The sequence below is a fragment of the Endozoicomonas sp. ALD068 genome (assembly GCF_049310145.1).
Taxonomy (GTDB): domain Bacteria; phylum Pseudomonadota; class Gammaproteobacteria; order Pseudomonadales; family Endozoicomonadaceae; genus Endozoicomonas_A.
This window is the reverse complement of record NZ_JBLYNU010000004.1, coordinates 6,834,752-6,854,125: the sequence shown is the minus strand read 5'-3', so window position 1 is coordinate 6,854,125 and position 19,374 is coordinate 6,834,752. Positions and strand designations below refer to the sequence as shown.

Below are 19,374 nucleotides of genomic sequence, written 5' to 3'. Positions count from 1 at the left end.
TTTCATAGCTTTTACCGTGTCAATCGCTCAATCAGAACAGCATGCTCAGGGAAGCTATTCAACAGCTGCATATTCTGGCATCGCTTGAACACTCATTCTGCTAACTCTTGAACACCGATTCTGGCGGCGCTTGAACACCCATTCTGTTAACTCTTGAACACTTTTTGGCGATTTCCAGAATCGCTGTTCAACTGCCCAGAATCCGTGTTCAAGCCTCCAGAATCTGAAAACTCTTCTTTCGGTAGATTATCTCTTACGCATTGATTTCCATGAACTTTAGCCGCTGACCTTTCTAAACAGAAAGGACAGCAGCCATGCCAGATAACAGGATTTCCATGCGAAAACTTCAAGAAATACTCCGGATGCGCTTTGAGTACCGACTCAGTATCCGGCAAATAGCTCGCAGCACGCGGGTCAGTGTTGGCACTGTGTCCAACTACGTTCAGGCCTTTGAACGGTCGCCACTGAGCTGGCCTCTGCCCTCGGACTGCTCTGAGGCTACTTTGGTGCAGACACTGTTCCCTGAGACCCCACTGTCGAGCCGCCAGGGTCTGGTCGACCCGGACTGGGGCGTTATTCACCAGTCACTCAAGCGCAAGGAGGTGACCAAGCAAACACTCTGGGAGGAGTACTGCCAAGAGAGCACTCTCAATGCCTACAGCTATTCGCAGTTTTGTCACCGCTACAACCAGTGGCTGGGCTGCCAGAAACGTTCCATGCGACAGCATCACAAGGCGGGTGAAAAACTGTTTGTAGACTACGCCGGTCTTACGGTCCCTGTCGTTAATCCAAAGACCGGTGAGATCGCCCATAACGCCCAGATTTTCGTAGCGGTGATGGGAGCCTCTAACTACACCTACGCAGAAGCCACCCTGTCCCAGAAGTCCGAAGACTGGCTGGGGTCTCATGTTCGGGCCTTTGAGTTCTTTGGAGGTATTCCAGCTGTCGTGGTACCAGACAACCTCAGGAGCGGTGTCAGTAAGGCTTGCCGTTATGAACCGGACCTGAACCCGGCTTACCAACACCTGGCCAACCACTACCAGGTGGCGGTCATTCCAGCTCGGCCCTACAAGCCCAAGGACAAGGCGAAAGCCGAAGTGGGTGTGCAGTTGGTTGAACGCTGGATACTGGCCAGACTTCGTCATGAGACCTTCTTTACCCTGGCAGAACTGAACAGTCGTATACGGGAGCTATTGACTGAACTCAACCTTAAGCCCTTTCAAAAACTGCCAGGTACACGACGAAGTACCTTTGAGCAACTGGATGAACCCGCTTTGCGACCTTTGCCCAAACAGGCCTTTGAGTACGCTGAGTTCAGCAAAGCCAGGGTGAACATTGACTATCACATTCACTGTAAAGGCCATTACTACTCAGTGCCTCATCAGCTGGTCAAGAAAGAGGTGGAAGTTCAGGCAACAGAACATACGGTCACTGTCTTCTGCAAAGGTGAAGTTGTGGCCTGTCACCCCCGTAAGTTCACAACCGGTTTTACCACTCAATCAGGCCATATGCCTGAACGACATAGCAAGCACCAGGAGTGGACACCGGAACGACTGCTGGAGTGGGCAAAACAGCTGGGCCCCGATGTTCACTGGATAACTCAGTATCTGTTGAACAGTCGTGAGCATCCGGAGCAGGCTTATCGGTCTTGCCTGGGGTTATTGAACCTCAAACGGGATTACGGAGCTGACCGGTTAAACAATGCTTGCGCCCATGCCCGGAAAATCAAAGGTTACCGACTCAAGAATATCCGGGCGATCCTGCAATCAGGTAAAGACAAACAGGCTCTTCAACCTGAGGTGAAACAAACGACACTACCTCTTCATGACAGCCACGAAAATATTCGTGGTGCAGCCAGCTATCAGTAACCGGAGACGTATCATGATGAATCAAACTCTGACCCGTCTGCGGTCACTGCGCCTGACAGGCATGGCCGATGCCCTGGCTCAGCAACTGGAGCAGCCCGGCACCTACGACAGCCTGAGCTTTGTGGAGCGGCTGGCCCTCCTGACAGAACAGGAAGAGACCGAGCGCAATAACAAACGTCTTGCCCGGTTACTGAGGGCGGCCAGGTTTAAGCTGGCTGCACGGGTAGACGACATTGACTACGAACATCCCCGGGGGTTGAAGAAAGTCCAAATAGCCACACTGTCCAGCGAGGACTGGTTAAACAGGCACAGGAACCTGCTGATTACCGGACCTTGTGGCAGTGGTAAAAGTTACCTGGCTTGCGCACTGGGACACTGGGCCTGCATACAGGGTTACAGTGTCCGCTATTACCGACTCTCGCGCTTACTGGAAGAGCTGAGCCTTGCCCATGGTGATGGCAGCTACAGCAGGCAACTCAAGCAACTGGCGAAGGTGGATTTGTTGATACTGGATGACTGGGGGCTGGAACCTCTGACCCAGCAGCAACGCAACGATTTACTGGAAGTGATGGATGACCGTCACGAACAAAGTTCAACGTTGGTTACCAGCCAGCTACCGACCCGGCAATGGCATGGCAGCATCGGTGATGAGACTCTGGCAGATGCCATTCTGGATCGCCTGATGCACAACGCCCACAGGATTACGCTGAAAGGAGAATCCATGCGCAAGAAGCTGGGAAAACTGGAAACACTTGAACACTTGGACTAAAAATCAGACTGGGTGATGCGTAGGAGATCCAGGGTGTTCAAATGAACCAGAATGGGTGTTCAAGCTGACCAGAATATGCAACAGCTGCTCAGCTGAAGGCATTTCAAAGTCCGCAAAGTCAAAGCCCGGAGCAACGGTACAACCAGAAAGAACGTACGAAGAAGGATCACTTACCTCTACCGCAAAAAAACAGCCTGCAGGTACTATAAACTGTGGAACTTCGCCATCCAGAATGGTGCGTCCGAGCCTTGCAGTGGAATAGCTTCCTTCCGGATCAATAATATGGATAATCAATGATGCACCGTCATAGAAATGCCAGACTTCATCTTGCTGAATTCGATGAAACGCGGAAAAATCCTTACCCTCCAACAAATAATAAATAGCCGTCGAAAAGTTTCGTTCTCCTGAAAACCGATCCGGCAGACTACCATGGGCTAATACTTCATCAGAGCGATAAGTTTCCCGAAAAAAGCCGCCTTCCGGATGAGGCTCAAGCGACAGCGTTTCAATCCAGCCGTTCGCATCCTTCACTGTATGCACCTCCCTTTGATGGAAAGCTTTATAGTGAGTCAACCAGAACAATTCGTAAAGTCAAAACGCTTTCACTTTTCAGAGGCGGCGCCGCACGACTGCATGGATGCAGGAGCTAGAGCAACGCAGGAGCAGTTGCCGACGACTGCATGGATGCAGGAGCTAGAGCAACGCAGGAGCAGTTGCCGACGACTGCATGGATGCAGGAGCTAGAGCAACGCAGGAGCAGTTGCCGACGACTGCATGGATGCAGGAGCTAGAGCAACGCAGGAGCAGTTGCCGCGTAGGACAGTCTATTCCCGGTCAGCCTCCTGAAATACCAGGCAGAGGCTTAGTTAAAGACAGAATTTGAATTAATCAGGGAAAGTTTAACTGCGCTCACCACCCTTGCTGCAAGCGCTATGTTTTCCAACAGTCTGCAAAAATAATAAAAAAGTGCTACGTTTCGGGGGTAGTTTTCGAAGTCACTAAACCTGAATCACATGAAAAATCACAGAGCAACTTTAATATGTCGAATTATTTTTATTATTTCTGTTTTTTATTCATATAATGCCAATGCATCACTCAACAGTGCGGTCAATAGCTTAATCTCCCTTATTGACGAGATAAGATTAAAACAACATCAATTAAATCAATCAGACACACCTATTTCTTCTGATTTAGAGTTAAATAACAATATTGCATTAATGAGGATATATCACGCATCATTACTTGCCAGACAGAAACCAGGCACAGCGTCTTCAAAAGACATCTTTATAGAAGAAACAAAAAAACAAATTTTTCGTCCCCTCCCTGATGCTTATGCTCAATTTATCATGCAAGTTTTAACTGGGCTAATGTCGTCTGGTGAAGGGGGGAGTTACTTTACATTTCATGGGCATAAAGAAAAATATGGTATTCCACAATCTGAACTTTTTTTTGAAATAGACAGCTTCAATGACGAAGAAATCTCCGAAAAAACAAAAGAACACTTATCAAAAATTTACGAATCATTAAAAAATGATCAGTTTTTTTTAACAACATGCACTAATTTTGACTTAGAAAGTGAGTATAAAACAACTATTGAATTAATAAGCACAGCATTACATTAACATTTAAAATTCAACAAAATATAAGTATCACCTCTAGGAGCCTGACCGAGAATAGACTGCCCTACTGCGGCGGCAGCAAATTGGTCTGAAAATCCGCTTTTGTTCGTCAAATAGCTCGCTATTCTCCTCACAAAACCGAATTTTCATCCTCAATTTTCTGCCGTCCTCGCTACGGGCGCTATTCTCGGTCAGGCTCCTAGGGCGGATTCAAGAGAGAAGAAAAAACCATCATGTTACTGAATAGGTTAATCTGATAAATGAGAGCCACTGATTTTGACAGTTGTTAATGAAATACAACTCAGCCACCAGCTGGCTCTCATATCATTTTTACGATCGAGCCGTCGTTACTTACAGTGGCCGAAAATAGTGCACATTGAGTACTCAGTAGTCAAGTTGGATGGTTCAGGTGTTGTGGATTTATTGACCAGGTTAACTTCTTCTTGGTTAACTTCGTCAGAATTGTCTTCGACCGGATTAATTTCGTATAACCAGATTTTTCCCTCAACCCCGGCCACCGCCATCAACTCACCGTCAGGACTGAAGCTGACGCTATTAACTGTTGATTTTGGATCTTTGATAGAATGTTCTATGGACCACCCATATCCCTGTTTCGATAAAACACTAACATATCCGGAGCCATCATTAATGTCGCTTCCACCTACGACCAAAAGAGACCCATCATTATTGAATGCCATACTGGTTGTGAAACTAGTATCCAGGTAGACAATATCCTGATTGAACATACTGTTGCCGGAACAGGGTGAGTATTCTTCAGATATCATAGGAGTGAAAGACGTTTGATACGGATCTCCTGGTTGACAAGTTCTATTATCTATAAACCTGATTCCACCGAAAGCAGTTGGGGCTGCCAATAAATAACCATCTGGACTCGAAGCGAAACCTCGATAAAACCTTCGTTTTTTCATTTTGGAAGTTTTCACAACTTCACTGGTTGCAAATTCATCGTTTGAATGAAAAGTTTTTATCTGAGAGAAAGTCTTGACAGCCAGTATGTTTTTATCGGAAGTAAAAGTCATTTCAACTGGCTCAATATTATTAATCGTACCAGTGTGCAGAAAATCACCCTTCAAACTGTACACTTTTACATCATGACTGCGTGCAACCGCAAATAATGAACCATCGGAGTTGAAAGAAAAAGGTGGATTCGGGCGAAAATTATCATCAAGCTCATGCACATGCTTGAGTATAAAACCTTTATGGGCATCATAAAATCTGATGACCTTCTCGTTCGTAGATACCGCCAACAATGAACCATCGGGGCTAAATACGGCATTGACTTTATCAAAATTTTCACCAGATGGAATACGAATATATAAACGAATCAATGTATCCTTTTGTAATAGTTGTACATGAGCGGTATTCGAAATATGCTTATGTTTGCACGATACTCCAGCTGCCAGCCAGGAAGCGTCATGATTCCATGAAGTTGAGTGCACGTTACACTTAGAGCTCTGACCATCATAGGGATTCACGAACTCAGCGGGAGGATTCGCGTTCATTTCAAGGGCCAATTCAATATCCACTTTTTTTGGTGGCTCCTGCGCAGACGTGTCAGCATTAAGTCCTGTAATAGCGACGCAGGACAGTCCAGCCAGCACTGAACAGTTAATCATTTTTCTCCAATAAGACTTCATAATAAGTTTCTCCATTTCGTTTTAATAAAAAAATCCATTTAATCAGGACTCCTTAATTATTTGACCAAGAAACTACAGGTAAGTTCCTTCATTTTCCGAATGATTTTTATTAGAAATTCAAGAATATTGACCATGCAATACGTTTTAACAGGAATTAAAAATCCAGAAGGAGTACAACCGGTTGCTTAAGTACTTACAGGTCATTTTGGCTCATGGTTTCGTGACAGGACAGTGATTGACGCATCCCTGCCAACAACGAATGAAGACGGAATCAGGAATCGGGATTCAGGACCTGAAATCGCGAATTTGGAAAATTCTGTCAATGCTGCCTAGAATTTCAGGATGTCTGAATACAGGACTCTCTGATGCGCAAAAATCTAACGTTATTGAGCTTAAGACAGGGTAAGTTTGCCATCGGAACCTGGCTACAAATGAACAGTTTTCATGCAGCCCGGTTGCTCGCTGGCCAAGGCTTCTTCCACTGGCTACTGCTTGACCTGGAACACACGCCTTACGACTATCCCACTGCCGCCATCATCATGTCGACCATATCTGATATCAGTGACGGGCGTATTACCCCTCTTGTCAGAGTACCGGTTGGCTCCATTGAACATATTAAAAGCGCTCTGGATTGTGGTGCACAGGGCATTATCGTGCCAATGATAAATACCGCTGATGACGTTAAACGAGCAGTCGCCTATGCCCGCTTTCCTCCTGATGGCAAAAGAGGTGGAGGTGGCTTGGCCCCACACCTGGGTTTTGGCGTCAATCGCCCACAATATCTGAGTGCAGCCAACCAGGAGATTCTTGTCGGAATCCAGATAGAAACGAAAGAATCCATTGATAACCTCGACGAAATATTAGATGTGCCTGGTGTAGATCTTTTTTTCATCGGTCCAAATGACTTACACATGTCCCTTGGATTACCCGCCAGGTTCTGGAGTGATGAGCCCACTTTTGTCAGTGCTACCGAGAAAGTCATCAAGGGTTGTAAGAAACGCAATATCCCGGTGGGAACGTTATGCCGTGAAGCATCCCAGGTCAAAGAAAGGATGCAGGATGGGTTGACATTTCTGGGCATGGGCAGTGATGCTCATTTCATGTTAACGTTTGCCGGTCAACAATACGGCCAGCTAAATAACCTTGAAGAACCAGCAGAGACCTGGTGTAACAGCGTTAACCTTTGAGCCTGACCCCATGCTTACCTGTCGCACGCTACATGCTCCTGACAAACAGGATGTTGTCATAGTCGGTGCTGGCCCCGTTGGACTATTGGCAGCAAAATTTTTGGCTGAGTTGGGATTTTTTGTACATGTACTGGAAAAGAATATCAACACCGAAACTACTAATAATTGCAGAACCATCAATTTGTCAATTTCACCAAGAGGTCTCAAAGCACTGAGAGCAGCAGGGCTGGAAACGGAATTCAAAGATATTGCGTTACCGATGGACAGTCGAGCCACTCATCGGAAAGGCAGACCCATAAGTTTGACAAAATACGGAAAAAATTCCTGGTTCAACTATTCAGTAGAAAGAAGTCAATTGCATAAATTATTATTAAAATCAGCGAAAGAGACTCGCAATGTATCAATATGTTTAAATAGTGAGTGCATCAATATTGATAATTCACAAAAAAAGAATAATGTGACTTATATTCAGGCTGGCAAGAAAAATACCCTTGAAGCTGATGCCGTCATCGGTGCAGATGGTGCAAAATCCATAACTCGTAGTTTGATGGCAAAAAGAAACTCTTTTAAACACCAATTTTCATTAATAGATTCTACTTATAAAGAAATTACCATCAAAGAAAAAAACGATTCCTGGGCCATTGATCCAGGTGCCATCCACATTTGGCCTCGCAAGGACTTTTTTATGATTGCGCTTCCCAATTTAAACCACTCCTTCAGAGCTAATTTATTTCTACCCTCAATGGGGAAAATCAGTTTTTCATCCCTCGATTCACCCAAAAAGATTGAAGATTTTTTAAAAGCACAGTTTCCTGACATTTACCCATTCATCAAAGAATCCGGGAGTGAGATATTGGAGAAACAGCAAGGATATGTGTTTAAAGCAGAGTGTGACCGTTATGTTTTTAGAAATAACATTTTATTGATCGGTGATGCTGCACATGCCATCGTTCCTTTTATGGGGCAAGGAGTCAATCTTGGCTTTGAAGATTGCCAATTCTTATTTGATACTCTGAAAAAATACAGCAATAACCTCGATCAAACATTTCAAAAGTTTAACGATGACCGACAGCCTGAAGGATTTGCTGCCAATGTACTCTCGGAACGTAACTACCAAGAGCTGACTGACGCAAAAACCTCCCTATTTAACCTGACCGTAAAAGCAGTCATACCAATTATTAGAAGGCTGTTTCCATCACTGTTACCCCCCCCAGCCATTACCATGGTCAATTTCTTAGATCTCTCATATAGCGAAGTGTTAAAAAAAATCAACCAACGTCATTTCTTTTAGCGGCTATTTCTGAGAAGCCCGCCCGCAAGGTATGACTGCTAAAGGAGGATCACAAACCACTGTCTTATAAAGAGTTCAGGACTTCATTCTCACAGGAATTCTTTTGCTCCCCCAGTCACCGGGCAGCTCTTCAAAAACACCGGCCACCTTTTCACCGCATTGATGGCAGCAACCCGACTTCAGGTTCCAGACACCCATCTGATACCAATCTCGCTCAATCAACAATTGCCCGCAGTTATGACACCAGGTACTCCCCCCCTGACTGTCGTGTACATTGCCGGTGTAGGCATAACGAATGCCTTTTTTGATCGCGATATTTCTTGCCCTGGTAAGGGTATCAGCGGGTGTGTGAGTGTGCTCCATCATTTTCCAGTCAGGATGAAATGCGGTGAAATGTACAGGCACATCAACACCCAGATGTTCAACGATCCATTCACACATACTGTTAAGCTCATGATCAGAATCATTCTCTCCGGGAATCAGCAGAGTGGTTATTTCAAACCATACCTTTGTCTCATGCTTTAGATACTTCAGAGTCTCCAGCACGGGCTGCAAAGACCCGCCACAAATCTTTTTATAGAAAGACTCAGTGAATGCTTTCAGGTCAATATTGGCTGCATCCATACATTCAAAGAAGGCTTCTCTGGGGGCTTCACAGATATAACCGGCACTGACGGCGACAGAGCGGATACCCTGCTCATGAGCGGCAAGCGCAACATCTCTGGCATACTCCAGAAAAATAACCGGGTCGTTGTAGGTAAAAGCCAGACTTCTGCAGCCCGTTGCCAACGCAGCCTGAGCCAGCTGTCCGGGCATGGCCTGATCGGCCAGAGTATCCATTTCCCTGGACTTGCTCATATCCCAGTTCTGGCAAAACTTGCAGGCAAGATTGCAACCTGCCGTGCCAAATGACAACACCGGAGTGCCGGGTAAAAAGTGGTTCAGTGGCTTCTTTTCTATGGGGTCAATGCAAAAACCGCTGGAGCGCCCGTAACTGGTCAACACAATCTGATCCTGATGCCGGGCTCTGACAAAGCAAAGCCCCTGCTGGCCTTCTCTTAACTTGCAGGCTCTGGGGCAGACATCACACTGAATTCGACCATCTTCGAGACTGTGCCAGTACCCAGTGGGAAAATAGTCAGGTGGAGATTGACGAATTCCATTCATCATCACAGTGCCTCGCTCGGTTCGCTGACTATAATTATAGGGCCGTTCATCCGGGGGGTAAGCTCAATGAATATTCGACAACCCGCTGTGTCTGGTGTTTTCTATCCCGACCAGCCAGAACTGCTGAAAACCGTTGTCAATAATCTGATGTCCGAAGCCACTGAGAGAGAACTGTCGCCTAAAGTCCTGATCGTACCTCATGCCGGATACGTCTACTCCGGAGCTGTTGCCGCATCCGGCTACAAACAGTTGAAGACCTACCGCAGCAAGATTAAAAGAGTGGTATTGCTGGGTCCTTCTCATCAGGTTGCGTTTGAAGGGATAGCCCTTCCGGACTGTGAAGCCTACTCAACCCCCATGGGAGATATTCCGCTGGATACCGATACAATCAAAAGTCTGAGTCGGTTCAATCAGGTACATACTCTGGATGCAGCTCATGCCAATGAGCACAGTCTGGAAGTCCAGTGCCCCTTTCTGCAGAGCACCCTGGACAATTTCAAGCTTATTCCCCTGGTTGTGGGTGATGCCTCACCCTTCGCCGTTGCCGAGGTTATAGACTTTCTCTGGGGCGGCGATGAAACCCTGATTGTCATCAGCTCAGACCTCAGTCACTATCTCAGCTACGAAGAAGCCAACCAGCGTGACAGTCTGACGACCAAAGCAATAGAACAAATGAGCGGGTGTCTGACCGGAGGACAGGCCTGCGGCAGCTATCCTCTCAACGGTATGCTGAAAATAGCCCAGCGCAGAGGCATGGAAGTCGTGACTCTGGATGTCCGAAACTCCGGCGATACGGCCGGTGATAAAAAACGGGTCGTCGGATATGGAGCCTATGTTATCCAGTAAAAATTGCTCGAGTCGATATTACCAGATGTGCACTTATTTACTGTTCAAGAGACTGGCCATAACATGAAAGGATCGAGTCAGATGGATCTGAATCTCACAGAACTGGATAAAAAAAACCTGTTACGTCTGGCCAGACACACTATTGCCAAAATCTGCATTGACGGTGAACCACCCAAACTTGATTTAACTCAGTTTCCAACAACATTGCAGGTCCATCTTGCTTCATTTGTGACGCTTCAAAAGTTTGGCGAACTCAGAGGCTGTATCGGCACACTGATTCCTCAAAAACCCCTGATAGAAGATATCGCATACAATGCTTTTGCCAGTGCGTTCAGAGACCAGCGTTTTTTTCCTGTCACCGAAAATGAGCTGGCCGATCTGCGTATTGAAATATCTATCCTGACGCCCATGACGGCTATGAAGATTGAAACTGAAGAAGATCTTCTGGCGCAGTTACGCCCGGGAATTGATGGCCTGTTGATCCAAGGGGATCATCACAAGGCCACGTTCCTTCCCCAGGTATGGGAACAACTGACCGAACCTGACCGGTTTCTCCTTCACCTCAAACACAAAGCCGGACTTCAGCCTCATGAGTGGCCCGCAGATATGGAGTGTTTTTCTTATCAATGTCTCAAATTCAAAGAAGATTAAAACAACAAAAAGAGGATCATAATCATGTGAGCAAAACGAGAATACAGGAGCCATCCCTGCCTCTATCAAAAGTCACCGTCGCTCTTCAATAACCACCAGTGAATTTGCTTCCATCTCAACCCAGCCCCGGGTAAGCAAGGCTTCCCTGGAAAAAGGTGATTCCGAACCAGTATCCAAAAGGCGGGTCCAGTACTTATGGGGTTCGACCTGAGGCAAAGTCACTTTTCTGGACTGCGCTTCATTATTGATCAAAATGTAGAGGTTTTTTTCATCCTCAGAGTTGATCACTGAACTCAGCTTGATACAGAGACAACCCCCACCCAGTTCTCCCAGTTGTGCTTCCGTCAGCTTACTGCCATCCGGCGAATACCAGGCCGTAGCTTTACGACCACCGGCACCACCCAGCAGGAAGTGAGTCTTACGAAAGGATATCAGCTGCCGGACAAATGACTGTAAAACAGCACCATCATCTTCACTGTCCTGCATCCAGCTCCAGTCCAGCCAGGATAAGGGTGAGTCCTGACAGTAGGCATTATTATTACCCTGCTGGCTGTTACCGAACTCATCTCCGGCCATCAACATTGGCGTTCCCCGGGAAAGCATCAGTGTTGCCAGCATGTTTTTTCGAGCCCTCAACCTTCTCGCTTTGATATAGTGATCTTCCGTTTCTCCCTCTACGCCATAATTCCGCGAAAAGTTGTGCTGGTCACCATCCCTGTTCTCCTCGCCATTGGCATGGTTATGACGCTCCTCGAAGGAACAGAGGTCGTTGAGGGTAAAGCCATCGTGGCTGCAAATGTAGTTGATACTGGCTAATGGACGACGTTTACCAAATACATCTTCAGAACCGGTTATCCGCCAGCCCATCTCTGCCAGCCTTCCCCCATCGCCACGCCAATAAGCTCGTGTACTGTCCCTGAAACGATCACTCCACTCCTGCCACGCCTGTGGGAATCCGGACAGTCGATAACCTTCGGGGCCAATATCCCAGGGTTCTGCAATTAATTTAGTGCGGGAAATAACCGGGTCTTGATGTACAGCGCGGAAAAAGGCGCTGTCAAAGCGGAACGCTCGATGCTGTCTGGCAAGTGCAGGAGCAAGGTCAAAGCGGAAACCATCAACCTGATATTCTTCTGCCCAAAGACGCAACGCATCCATGGTCAGCTTCAGGGTCTGGGGACTGTCAAAATTCAGAGTGTTGCCACAACCCGTATAGTTGACGGCAGACAGACGACCATTATGATTGTCCATCAGATAGTAATCACGTTCTGCCAGGCCACGCATACTCAAGCTGGGCCCCCCATAACCTGATTCACAGGTGTGGTTGTAAACCACATCCATAATAACCTCGATACCCGCCCTGTGCAGCTCACGAATCATAGTCTTCATTTCAGTGACCGGGTCCTTGATCGCCAGTGAAGGTTCCGGAGCCATCATACAGAGAGGGTTATATCCCCAGTAATTCCTGAGTCCCATATTTTCAAGGCGTTCTTCATTGACCATAGAGGTCACCGGAAGCAACTCAATTGCGTTGACTCCCAACCTTTTGAGGTAGTCAATCACACTGGGATGGCATAGCCCCAGATAAGTGCCTCTCAATGCTTCCGGTAGGTCCGGATGCTGCTGTGTAAACCCTTTTACATGCAGTTCATAAACGATACTGTCGGCTCTGGAAATAGCTGGCTTCTGAACGGACTGCCAGTCGAAAGTCTGTTCTCTCACAACACTTCGTGGCATCAAGGCGGCACTGTCCAGCTCACTCTTGAGCCACTGTTCAGCACTGTTTGCCGATGAAAAACGCTTTACCCTGTAAGTATTGTCTTCAGAGGGGGTATGCCACTGGTAGTCAAATAACGCTTCTGACCACTGGACCTTTCCCCGCACTTCGCGGCTATAAGGGTCCATCAATAGTTTGTGACTGTTAAACCGGGGAGAAATAGAAGGCGACCAGGCTCCTTCGGCACGAAAGCCATAACGCTGACCGACCTCAATACCTTTTACCAAAAGATGCCACACCCCCTGATCAGAAGGCATCATTGCCAGCCTTTCTTCCTCATCATTCTGGCTGAACAGGCAAAGGTAGAGTTGACTGGCATCAGGGGCATAGACGGCAAAGTTAACACCTGTTGCTTCATGATCAGCTGTTGGCAGGAAATCATCATTAACCCTTGTTGCCCCTTGCAGCTCGGGACACCCCGCAGAAACAGAAATATCTGTCATCACAATCGTTTTTTTCACTCACGGCTGTTGTCGTTAAAAGTTATGGTCCTGTGAAATGGGAAGAGCGCGAGAATCCGGAGCAAGAAACAGGGTCGACAAAGGAGGTAGTGTGACCAAAAGAGAGTGATCATAACTGTGGGTGTGAAAATGCTCGGTATAAAGTACCTTGCTGTTAGCAACGCCACTGCCACCAAAGCTCTGTGCATCGGAATTCAATATTTCTTTCCAGACACCCTCGATGGGTACTCCAATCCTGTAATCTTTCCTTACTTCCGGTGTCATATTGGCCACGACTATAACCGGAGAACCTGAAAAGCTTTTTCGAATAAATACAAATACACTCTGCTGCTGATCGTCAGCCACCACCCAGGCAAACCCATTCTGGTCATAATCGGACTTATACAGCACAGGATAAGACTTATACAGGTGATTTAATGTTTTAACCAGAAGACTGAGCCCCTGACTGTAATGGTTTTTATTGAGCAATGCCCAATCCAGCTGGCCATCATGATCCCACTCCCGGGTACTGCCGATCTCAGAACCCATAAACAGCAACTTCTTACCGGGATGCCCGAACATAAAGCCCAGACAGGCACGTAAGTTAGCGTATTTTTGCCACTCATCTCCCGGCATTTTTCCCAGCAGACTGCCCTTACCATGCACCACTTCATCATGAGACAGCGCCAGAATAAAATGTTCGCTGTAGTGGTAGGTCATGCTCTGCATCATTTCCCAATGATGATGGTATCGATAAATGGGGTCACGGGCCATATAGCCGAGGGTGTCGTGCATCCACCCCATATTCCATTTGTAGCCAAAGCCCAGCCCCCCGTCGTAGGTAGGCATGGAAACCTTGGGCCAACTGGTAGATTCTTCGGCAATCGATATCTGATCCGGGTAGTGCAGATAGAGTGTTTCGTTCAATTCCTTCAGGAACTGCACCGCTTCAATATGCTCGTTTCCACCCATGCAATTAGGCTCCCACTCCCCTTCGCTTCTGGAATAGTCGAGGTAGAGCATAGAAGCCACCGCATCCACCCGCACACCATCCAGATGAAAACGATCCAGCCAGTACATGGCATTGCTGATCAAAAAATCCTTTACCTCCGGTTTTCCATAGTCGTAGATATGAGATTGCCAGTCGGGATGCCAACCTCTTTTGGGATCAGCATATTCATACAGGGCTGTTCCATCAAAATGACCCAGACCGTGGGGGTCGGAGGGAAAATGAGCAGGTACCCAGTCCAGAATGACACCAATACCAGACTGATGGCAGGCATCAATAAAGGCTTTAAAATCATCCGGATTGCCAAAGCGGCTGGTAGGAGCGAACAGTCCCACCGGTTGATAGCCCCAGGAGCCTGTAAATGGATGTTCCATAAGGGGCATCAGTTCAATATGAGTAAACCCCATCTCGACAACATAAGGGATTAACTGTTCGGCCAGCGCCTTGTAAGTGAGGCTTTTACCCTGTTCCTGGCGCCAGGACCCCAGGTGTACTTCATAGATACTGACCGGCCTGTCCAGACAGGAGTGATGCTTCCAGTGACAGTCTTCCCACTCATAGTTCAGGTGATCGTAAACAATGGAAGCATTACCGGGTGGCTGCTCGGCATAGTAGCCATAGGGATCGGCCTTGTGAGGCAGTAAATCCCCCTGCTGGCTGCGAATTTCATATTTGTAGAGATCACCCGCCTTCACATTCGGGAGAAAGAGACACCAGACCCCGTCGTCCGAGCTGGCCATGGGGTGAACTCTGCCGTCCCAGCCATTAAAACTGCCCACCAGACTGACGCTTCTCGCATGGGGTGCGTAGACCCTGAAGATCACCCCTTCTATGGAAACTTTCTCCTCAGGGTGCAACGAAACCAGGTGCGCGCCCATATAACGATAGTTTCGATAAGGCTCACGGTGAACATGACTCAGGGTGTAAGACTGAAACTGGTAGGGGTCCATTAATGTATACGACTGATGATCTTTATTTGTGATCACCAGTTGATACAGAAAAACAGAACAGCATTCTGGCGGTACCAGCTCGAACAATCCCGGAGCGATCTGAACCATTTCACCTATGGCTTCACCGGAAGTAAAGGCGATGACACTGACAGCACTGGCATCTGGCCTCCAGACCCTAAGCAACAGGCCGCCGCCTTCAGGACGCTCATGAAACCCCAGAATATTAAACGGCTCGGCACAGTGACAATTCAGCAGTTGACCGACCAGCGCTTCGACAGAATCAGGCATACAGGGAACGGCTTCTGTTTATTCAGTCTGAGGTATTATAGGAGCCCACTCAAAAATCGACAGGCTCCTGAAAAAAATGCTCTAAAGCAGCGAATCACTATAAGAAGTGGCTCATTCAGGAGTGACTCGCTGCTTTCAGCTCAGGCCATATTCCAGATGATCTTGCTGTAATCCTGAATAGACCGGTCGGATGAAAACTTGCCCATTGAGGCCGAGTTGATGATCGCCATTCGCCACCAGAGTTCCGGCTTTTTCCAGGTTTCAACAATGCGATCATGGGCATCACTGTAGGCCTGATAATCCGCCAGTGTCAGGAAGTAGTCTCCCTTGTTCAGCAGGGCTTCAACCAGAGGCCGGAAGGCATCCGGCTCTTCGGGAGAAAGATCTCCGGAATCCAGCCAGTCAATGACACTGCGCAGCTCTTCACAACGGTTGTAGACATCCCGGGGGTTATAGCCACGGTGACGAAGCTCTGACACCTGTTCAACCGTCAGACCAAAAATAAAGATATTATCGTCGCCTACCTCTTCGGCAATCTCGACGTTGGCGCCATCAAGAGTACCCACGGTCAAGGCACCGTTGAGAGCAAACTTCATGTTGCCCGTACCGGACGCTTCAAATCCGGCCGTAGAGATCTGCTCGGAAACATCCGCAGCAGGGATAATTTTTTCCGCCAGACTGACTCGATAATTAGGCAGGAAAGCCACCTTCAGCTTATCTTTGATACGACGATCATTATTCACTCGTTCAGCCACCCGGTTGATGGCATGAACAATGGTTTTGGCCACTTTGTAGCCAGGCGCTGCCTTGGCACCAAAAATAAAGACCCGCCGGGGTACATCCAGATCCGGGTTATCCAGAAGTCGACGATACAGCGCCATGATGTGAAGCAGGTTCATTTGCTGACGCTTGTATTCGTGGAGACGTTTGATCTGGACGTCAAAAATGGCATCAGGGCTTACATCAACATCACAGAGTTCCCTGATAACTGCTGCCAGATGCTTTTTATTGTCATGTTTGATAGCCGCAAAGCGTTTCTGGAATGCCGGATCATCGGCATGAGCCTTCAAAGCATCAAGTTTGTAAAGGTCTTTTCGCCAGTCGCTTCCAACAGTCTCGTCGATCAGGACTGCCAATGCCGGATTGCAATAGTCCAGCCAGCGCCTTGGAGTAACACCATTGGTCACATTGACAATTTTATCAGGCCACATTTTATGAAATTCGGGGAACAGTTTTTCCTGAACCAGTCTTGAGTGCAGGGCAGCCACTCCGTTGACTTTGTGGCTACCAACAACCGACAGGAATGCCATACGAACCATCTGATCATCCCCCGGACGATCCGGCTCTTCGATAATGGACAGGCGACGTTTCATAGCGTCATCGCCCGGCCAGACTGCCTCTACTTCAGAATGCAGAAAGTGGTAGTTAATCATATGAATGATCTGCATATGGCGGGGCAGTACTCTGATAATCAAACTCTGAGGCCACTTTTCCAGCGCTTCTGGCAACAAAGTGTGGTTAGTGTAGGTAAACACCTCACGAGTGATTTCCAGCGCCCTGTTGAATGCAAAACCTTCCTCATCCATGAGGAAGCGCATGAATTCAGCCACAGCGATGGCAGGATGGGTATCGTTCAGCTGAATGGCGACCTTGTCGGCAATAAGTTCCAGGCTTTCACTGTTTTCACGCTTGTAACGTTGGATCAGATCAGCCAGTGAACAGGCGACGAAGAAGTACTGCTGAATGAAGCGCAGCTCTTTTCCCGCAGGATGATTATCGTTGGGATAGAGCACCTGACTGATGTTTTCGGCGCTGATTTCCTGTGAACGGGAATCCTCATAGCGGCCAGCATCAAAGCTGTTCAGATCAAAACCCTGAGCGGCACGACTTTCCCAAAGACGCAGAGTGTTAACAGTCTCTGTGCCATAACCGGTGACAGGCACATCCCAGGGCATACCTAAAATTTCCTGAGTATCTTCCCAGACCGCTTTACCAGCATGTTCTCTCACGGTGCCATAGAGTTTGACGCGCTGCTTGCGCTTGGCTCTCTCAATACCCCATGGGAAACTCTCCTCACGCCAGGCGTCAGGCGTTTCCACCTGTTTGCCTCCGGCAAAGCTCTGACGAAAGAGACCAAATCGATAGTTAATGCCGTAACCCATGGCAGGCATATCAAGGGTGGTCATGGAATCCAGAAAGCAGGCAGCCAGTCTTCCCAGACCGCCATTGCCCAGTGACGGATCAGACTCATACTCAAGAATATCAACCAGAGATATTCCCAGGCTGGCCATGGCTTGTTCTGTCTGCCTGAAGATTCCCAGATTGTGAAGATTGTTACCCAAAAGGCGGCCAATCAGGAATTCCAGCGACAGGTAATAAATGCGCCGGGCTTTGCCTTCACGCTCTCTCTTGCGTGTTGCGCGGATACGTTGCAGACCCATCTCACGAACCACCAGGCTCAGGGCTTCCCAATACTCTGCGGGCCCGGACTCTTCAGACTCAACACCCAGTGATTGTTGAAGATGTTCGACCACCCGCCGGGCAATCTCTTCACTGCCCAAAACGGGCATTGCATCATTTTGCCCAGCCTTGTTTGCACTCATGTTTTTCCACCTGCACTATCAACCATGAAAAACTTTTGGCCATGAGAGGCATTCAATCGTTGCCTACAATCAGGGCTGTTTACTTAACCAAACGTGATGGCATGACCTGTGGATAATTATAATTCTGATTTCAGGTCATTTCGGTTTAGTTGTCATTAATTCCTGCTCAGTCGGACGATGAAAAGACATTACGCCCTGTGTACGATTTCAACATTTATACGACAAAGATTTTTTAATAATGATACCTTCAGTTATTCGTTTAAACTCAGATGCCAAGCCAACCGATCCATAAACGAGGTAATTCTGTGCGATTTGGCATTGATGTGGGTGGCACCAAAACAGAGATTGTGGTGCTTTCCGATAGCGGGGAAATGATTCATCGGGAGCGACAAGCTACCCCAAATAATTACCCTGACTTTCTCGATAGCATTCAGGTATTAATCCGCGTCACTGAAAGACAGTATGGACCTGCCAGCCATATCGGTCTCTGCCTGCCGGGCGCTGTCAGTCCTGATACAGGTCGCATGAAAAATGCCAACACCCTCTACCTGATCGATCAGACTGTTGCGGAAGACCTTGAGCAGCGATTGGGTAGAGCCGTGAAGCTGGCCAACGATGCCGACTCCTTTGCCCTGTCAGAAGCAACCGATGGGGCGGCAGCGGGGGCCAGAAGCTGTTTTGGCGTCATTATCGGGACAGGCTGTGGTGGCGGACTGGTGTATAACGGCCAGCTTGTTCAGGGACCCAACGCCATTGCCGGAGAGTGGGGCCACAATCCTCTGCCCTATTACCATAACCACACCGACGGTCCGGACCAGAACTGCTACTGCGGCCGCAAGAACTGTATTGAAACCTTTGTATCCGGCACAGGAATGGCCAAACGTTTCCGTGAAGCCCATGGCTTCAGCGCCCGTGAAATTCCTGATGCAAAATCAGTGATGGCAAGAGTTCAAAATGCTGATCAACCGGCTATTGAGCATTTCAATCATTATGTGGATGCATTGGCCCGTGCGCTTGCCGGCGTCATCAACATTTTTGATCCGGAGGTCATTGTCCTCGGTGGCGGCATGTCGAATATCGAGGCGCTGTATACCGAACTTCCGGGAGCTGTCGCAAAGTATGTTTTCTCCGATCAGCTGAATACCCGGATCGCACCCGCCAAACACGGTGATTCATCGGGTGTCAGGGGCGCTGCCTGGCTTTAAATTAAATAATTGACATCCTCAGACAGTGGGAACGGAACTTTATTAC

General features: G+C 47.9%; 14 protein-coding genes. 8 read left to right on the top strand and 6 right to left on the bottom strand.

Translation table 11 applies throughout. From position 1 onward, the window contains the following. The first annotated feature begins 314 nt into the window (after positions 1 to 314). Together istA and istB are read left to right on the top strand one after the other, a co-directional pair. Positions 315 to 1,868: an IS21 family transposase gene (gene istA, locus ACO6V5_RS24730; protein WP_422441836.1), complete on the top strand. Its 1,554-nt coding sequence runs from the start codon at positions 315 to 317 to the stop codon at positions 1,866 to 1,868. A gap of 10 nt (positions 1,869 to 1,878) precedes the next feature. Further along, positions 1,879 to 2,637, top strand: coding sequence for an IS21-like element helper ATPase IstB (istB, locus tag ACO6V5_RS24725; RefSeq protein ID WP_422414320.1), 759 nt, complete (start codon positions 1,879 to 1,881; stop codon positions 2,635 to 2,637). Between the two features lie 3 nt (positions 2,638 to 2,640). Here the strand turns inward: istB and ACO6V5_RS24720 are convergent, their stop codons facing one another. After that, positions 2,641 to 3,168, bottom strand: a complete 528-nt coding sequence (locus ACO6V5_RS24720; protein WP_422414218.1) for a cupin domain-containing protein — start codon at positions 3,166 to 3,168, stop codon at positions 2,641 to 2,643. 482 nt (positions 3,169 to 3,650) lie between these two features. On the opposite strand from ACO6V5_RS24720, the gene ACO6V5_RS24715 reads away from it, so the two are divergent. Continuing rightward, positions 3,651 to 4,259, top strand: coding sequence for a hypothetical protein (locus ACO6V5_RS24715; protein ID WP_422135084.1), 609 nt, complete (start codon positions 3,651 to 3,653; stop codon positions 4,257 to 4,259). Positions 4,260 to 4,603: 344 nt separating this feature from the next. Here the strand turns inward: ACO6V5_RS24715 and ACO6V5_RS24710 are convergent, their stop codons facing one another. Continuing rightward, a complete protein-coding gene (locus ACO6V5_RS24710) occupies positions 4,604 to 5,914 on the bottom strand; it encodes a WD40 repeat domain-containing protein (RefSeq protein WP_422412675.1) in 1,311 nt (436 codons plus the stop codon). A 365-nt stretch (positions 5,915 to 6,279) separates the two neighbouring features. On the opposite strand from ACO6V5_RS24710, the gene ACO6V5_RS24705 reads away from it, so the two are divergent. Continuing rightward, positions 6,280 to 7,101, top strand: coding sequence for an HpcH/HpaI aldolase family protein (locus ACO6V5_RS24705; RefSeq protein WP_422135086.1), 822 nt, complete (start codon positions 6,280 to 6,282; stop codon positions 7,099 to 7,101). Further along, positions 7,058 to 8,392 carry an FAD-dependent oxidoreductase gene (locus ACO6V5_RS24700; protein WP_422412678.1) on the top strand — a complete coding sequence of 445 codons (1,335 nt, stop codon included), beginning with the start codon at positions 7,058 to 7,060 and terminating at the stop codon, positions 8,390 to 8,392. The genes ACO6V5_RS24705 and ACO6V5_RS24700 overlap by 44 nt, the downstream gene beginning before the upstream one ends. Positions 8,393 to 8,467: 75 nt before the next feature. Here ACO6V5_RS24700 and amrS read toward each other — a convergent pair whose 3' ends face one another. Beyond that, on the bottom strand, positions 8,468 to 9,562 hold the full coding sequence (gene amrS / locus ACO6V5_RS24695) for an AmmeMemoRadiSam system radical SAM enzyme (protein ID WP_422135088.1): 1,095 nt from the start codon (positions 9,560 to 9,562) through the stop codon (positions 8,468 to 8,470). Positions 9,563 to 9,625: 63 nt separating this feature from the next. On the opposite strand from amrS, the gene amrB reads away from it, so the two are divergent. Then, on the top strand, positions 9,626 to 10,405 hold the full coding sequence (gene amrB / locus ACO6V5_RS24690) for an AmmeMemoRadiSam system protein B (RefSeq protein WP_422138769.1): 780 nt from the start codon (positions 9,626 to 9,628) through the stop codon (positions 10,403 to 10,405). A gap of 81 nt (positions 10,406 to 10,486) precedes the next feature. Then, entirely contained in the window at positions 10,487 to 11,056 is a 570-nt protein-coding gene (gene amrA / locus ACO6V5_RS24685; RefSeq protein ID WP_422412680.1) for an AmmeMemoRadiSam system protein A, read from the top strand. Positions 11,057 to 11,128: 72 nt separating this feature from the next. Here the strand turns inward: amrA and glgX are convergent, their stop codons facing one another. From glgX to ACO6V5_RS24670, 3 genes are all read right to left on the bottom strand, one after another. Continuing rightward, positions 11,129 to 13,294 carry a glycogen debranching protein GlgX gene (glgX, locus tag ACO6V5_RS24680; protein ID WP_422412682.1) on the bottom strand — a complete coding sequence of 722 codons (2,166 nt, stop codon included), beginning with the start codon at positions 13,292 to 13,294 and terminating at the stop codon, positions 11,129 to 11,131. A gap of 15 nt (positions 13,295 to 13,309) precedes the next feature. Further along, a complete protein-coding gene (glgB, locus tag ACO6V5_RS24675; RefSeq protein WP_422138772.1) occupies positions 13,310 to 15,520 on the bottom strand; it encodes a 1,4-alpha-glucan branching protein GlgB in 2,211 nt (736 codons plus the stop codon). 140 nt (positions 15,521 to 15,660) lie between these two features. Then, positions 15,661 to 18,123, bottom strand: coding sequence for a glycogen/starch/alpha-glucan phosphorylase (locus ACO6V5_RS24670; RefSeq protein WP_422412685.1), 2,463 nt, complete (start codon positions 18,121 to 18,123; stop codon positions 15,661 to 15,663). Positions 18,124 to 18,428: 305 nt separating this feature from the next. Here ACO6V5_RS24670 and ACO6V5_RS24665 point away from each other — a divergent pair, with 305 nt between their 5' ends. Then, positions 18,429 to 19,328 (top strand): ROK family protein, encoded by a 900-nt coding sequence (locus ACO6V5_RS24665; RefSeq protein WP_422135094.1) that lies wholly within the window; start codon positions 18,429 to 18,431, stop codon positions 19,326 to 19,328. The last annotated feature ends 46 nt before the right edge of the window (positions 19,329 to 19,374 follow it).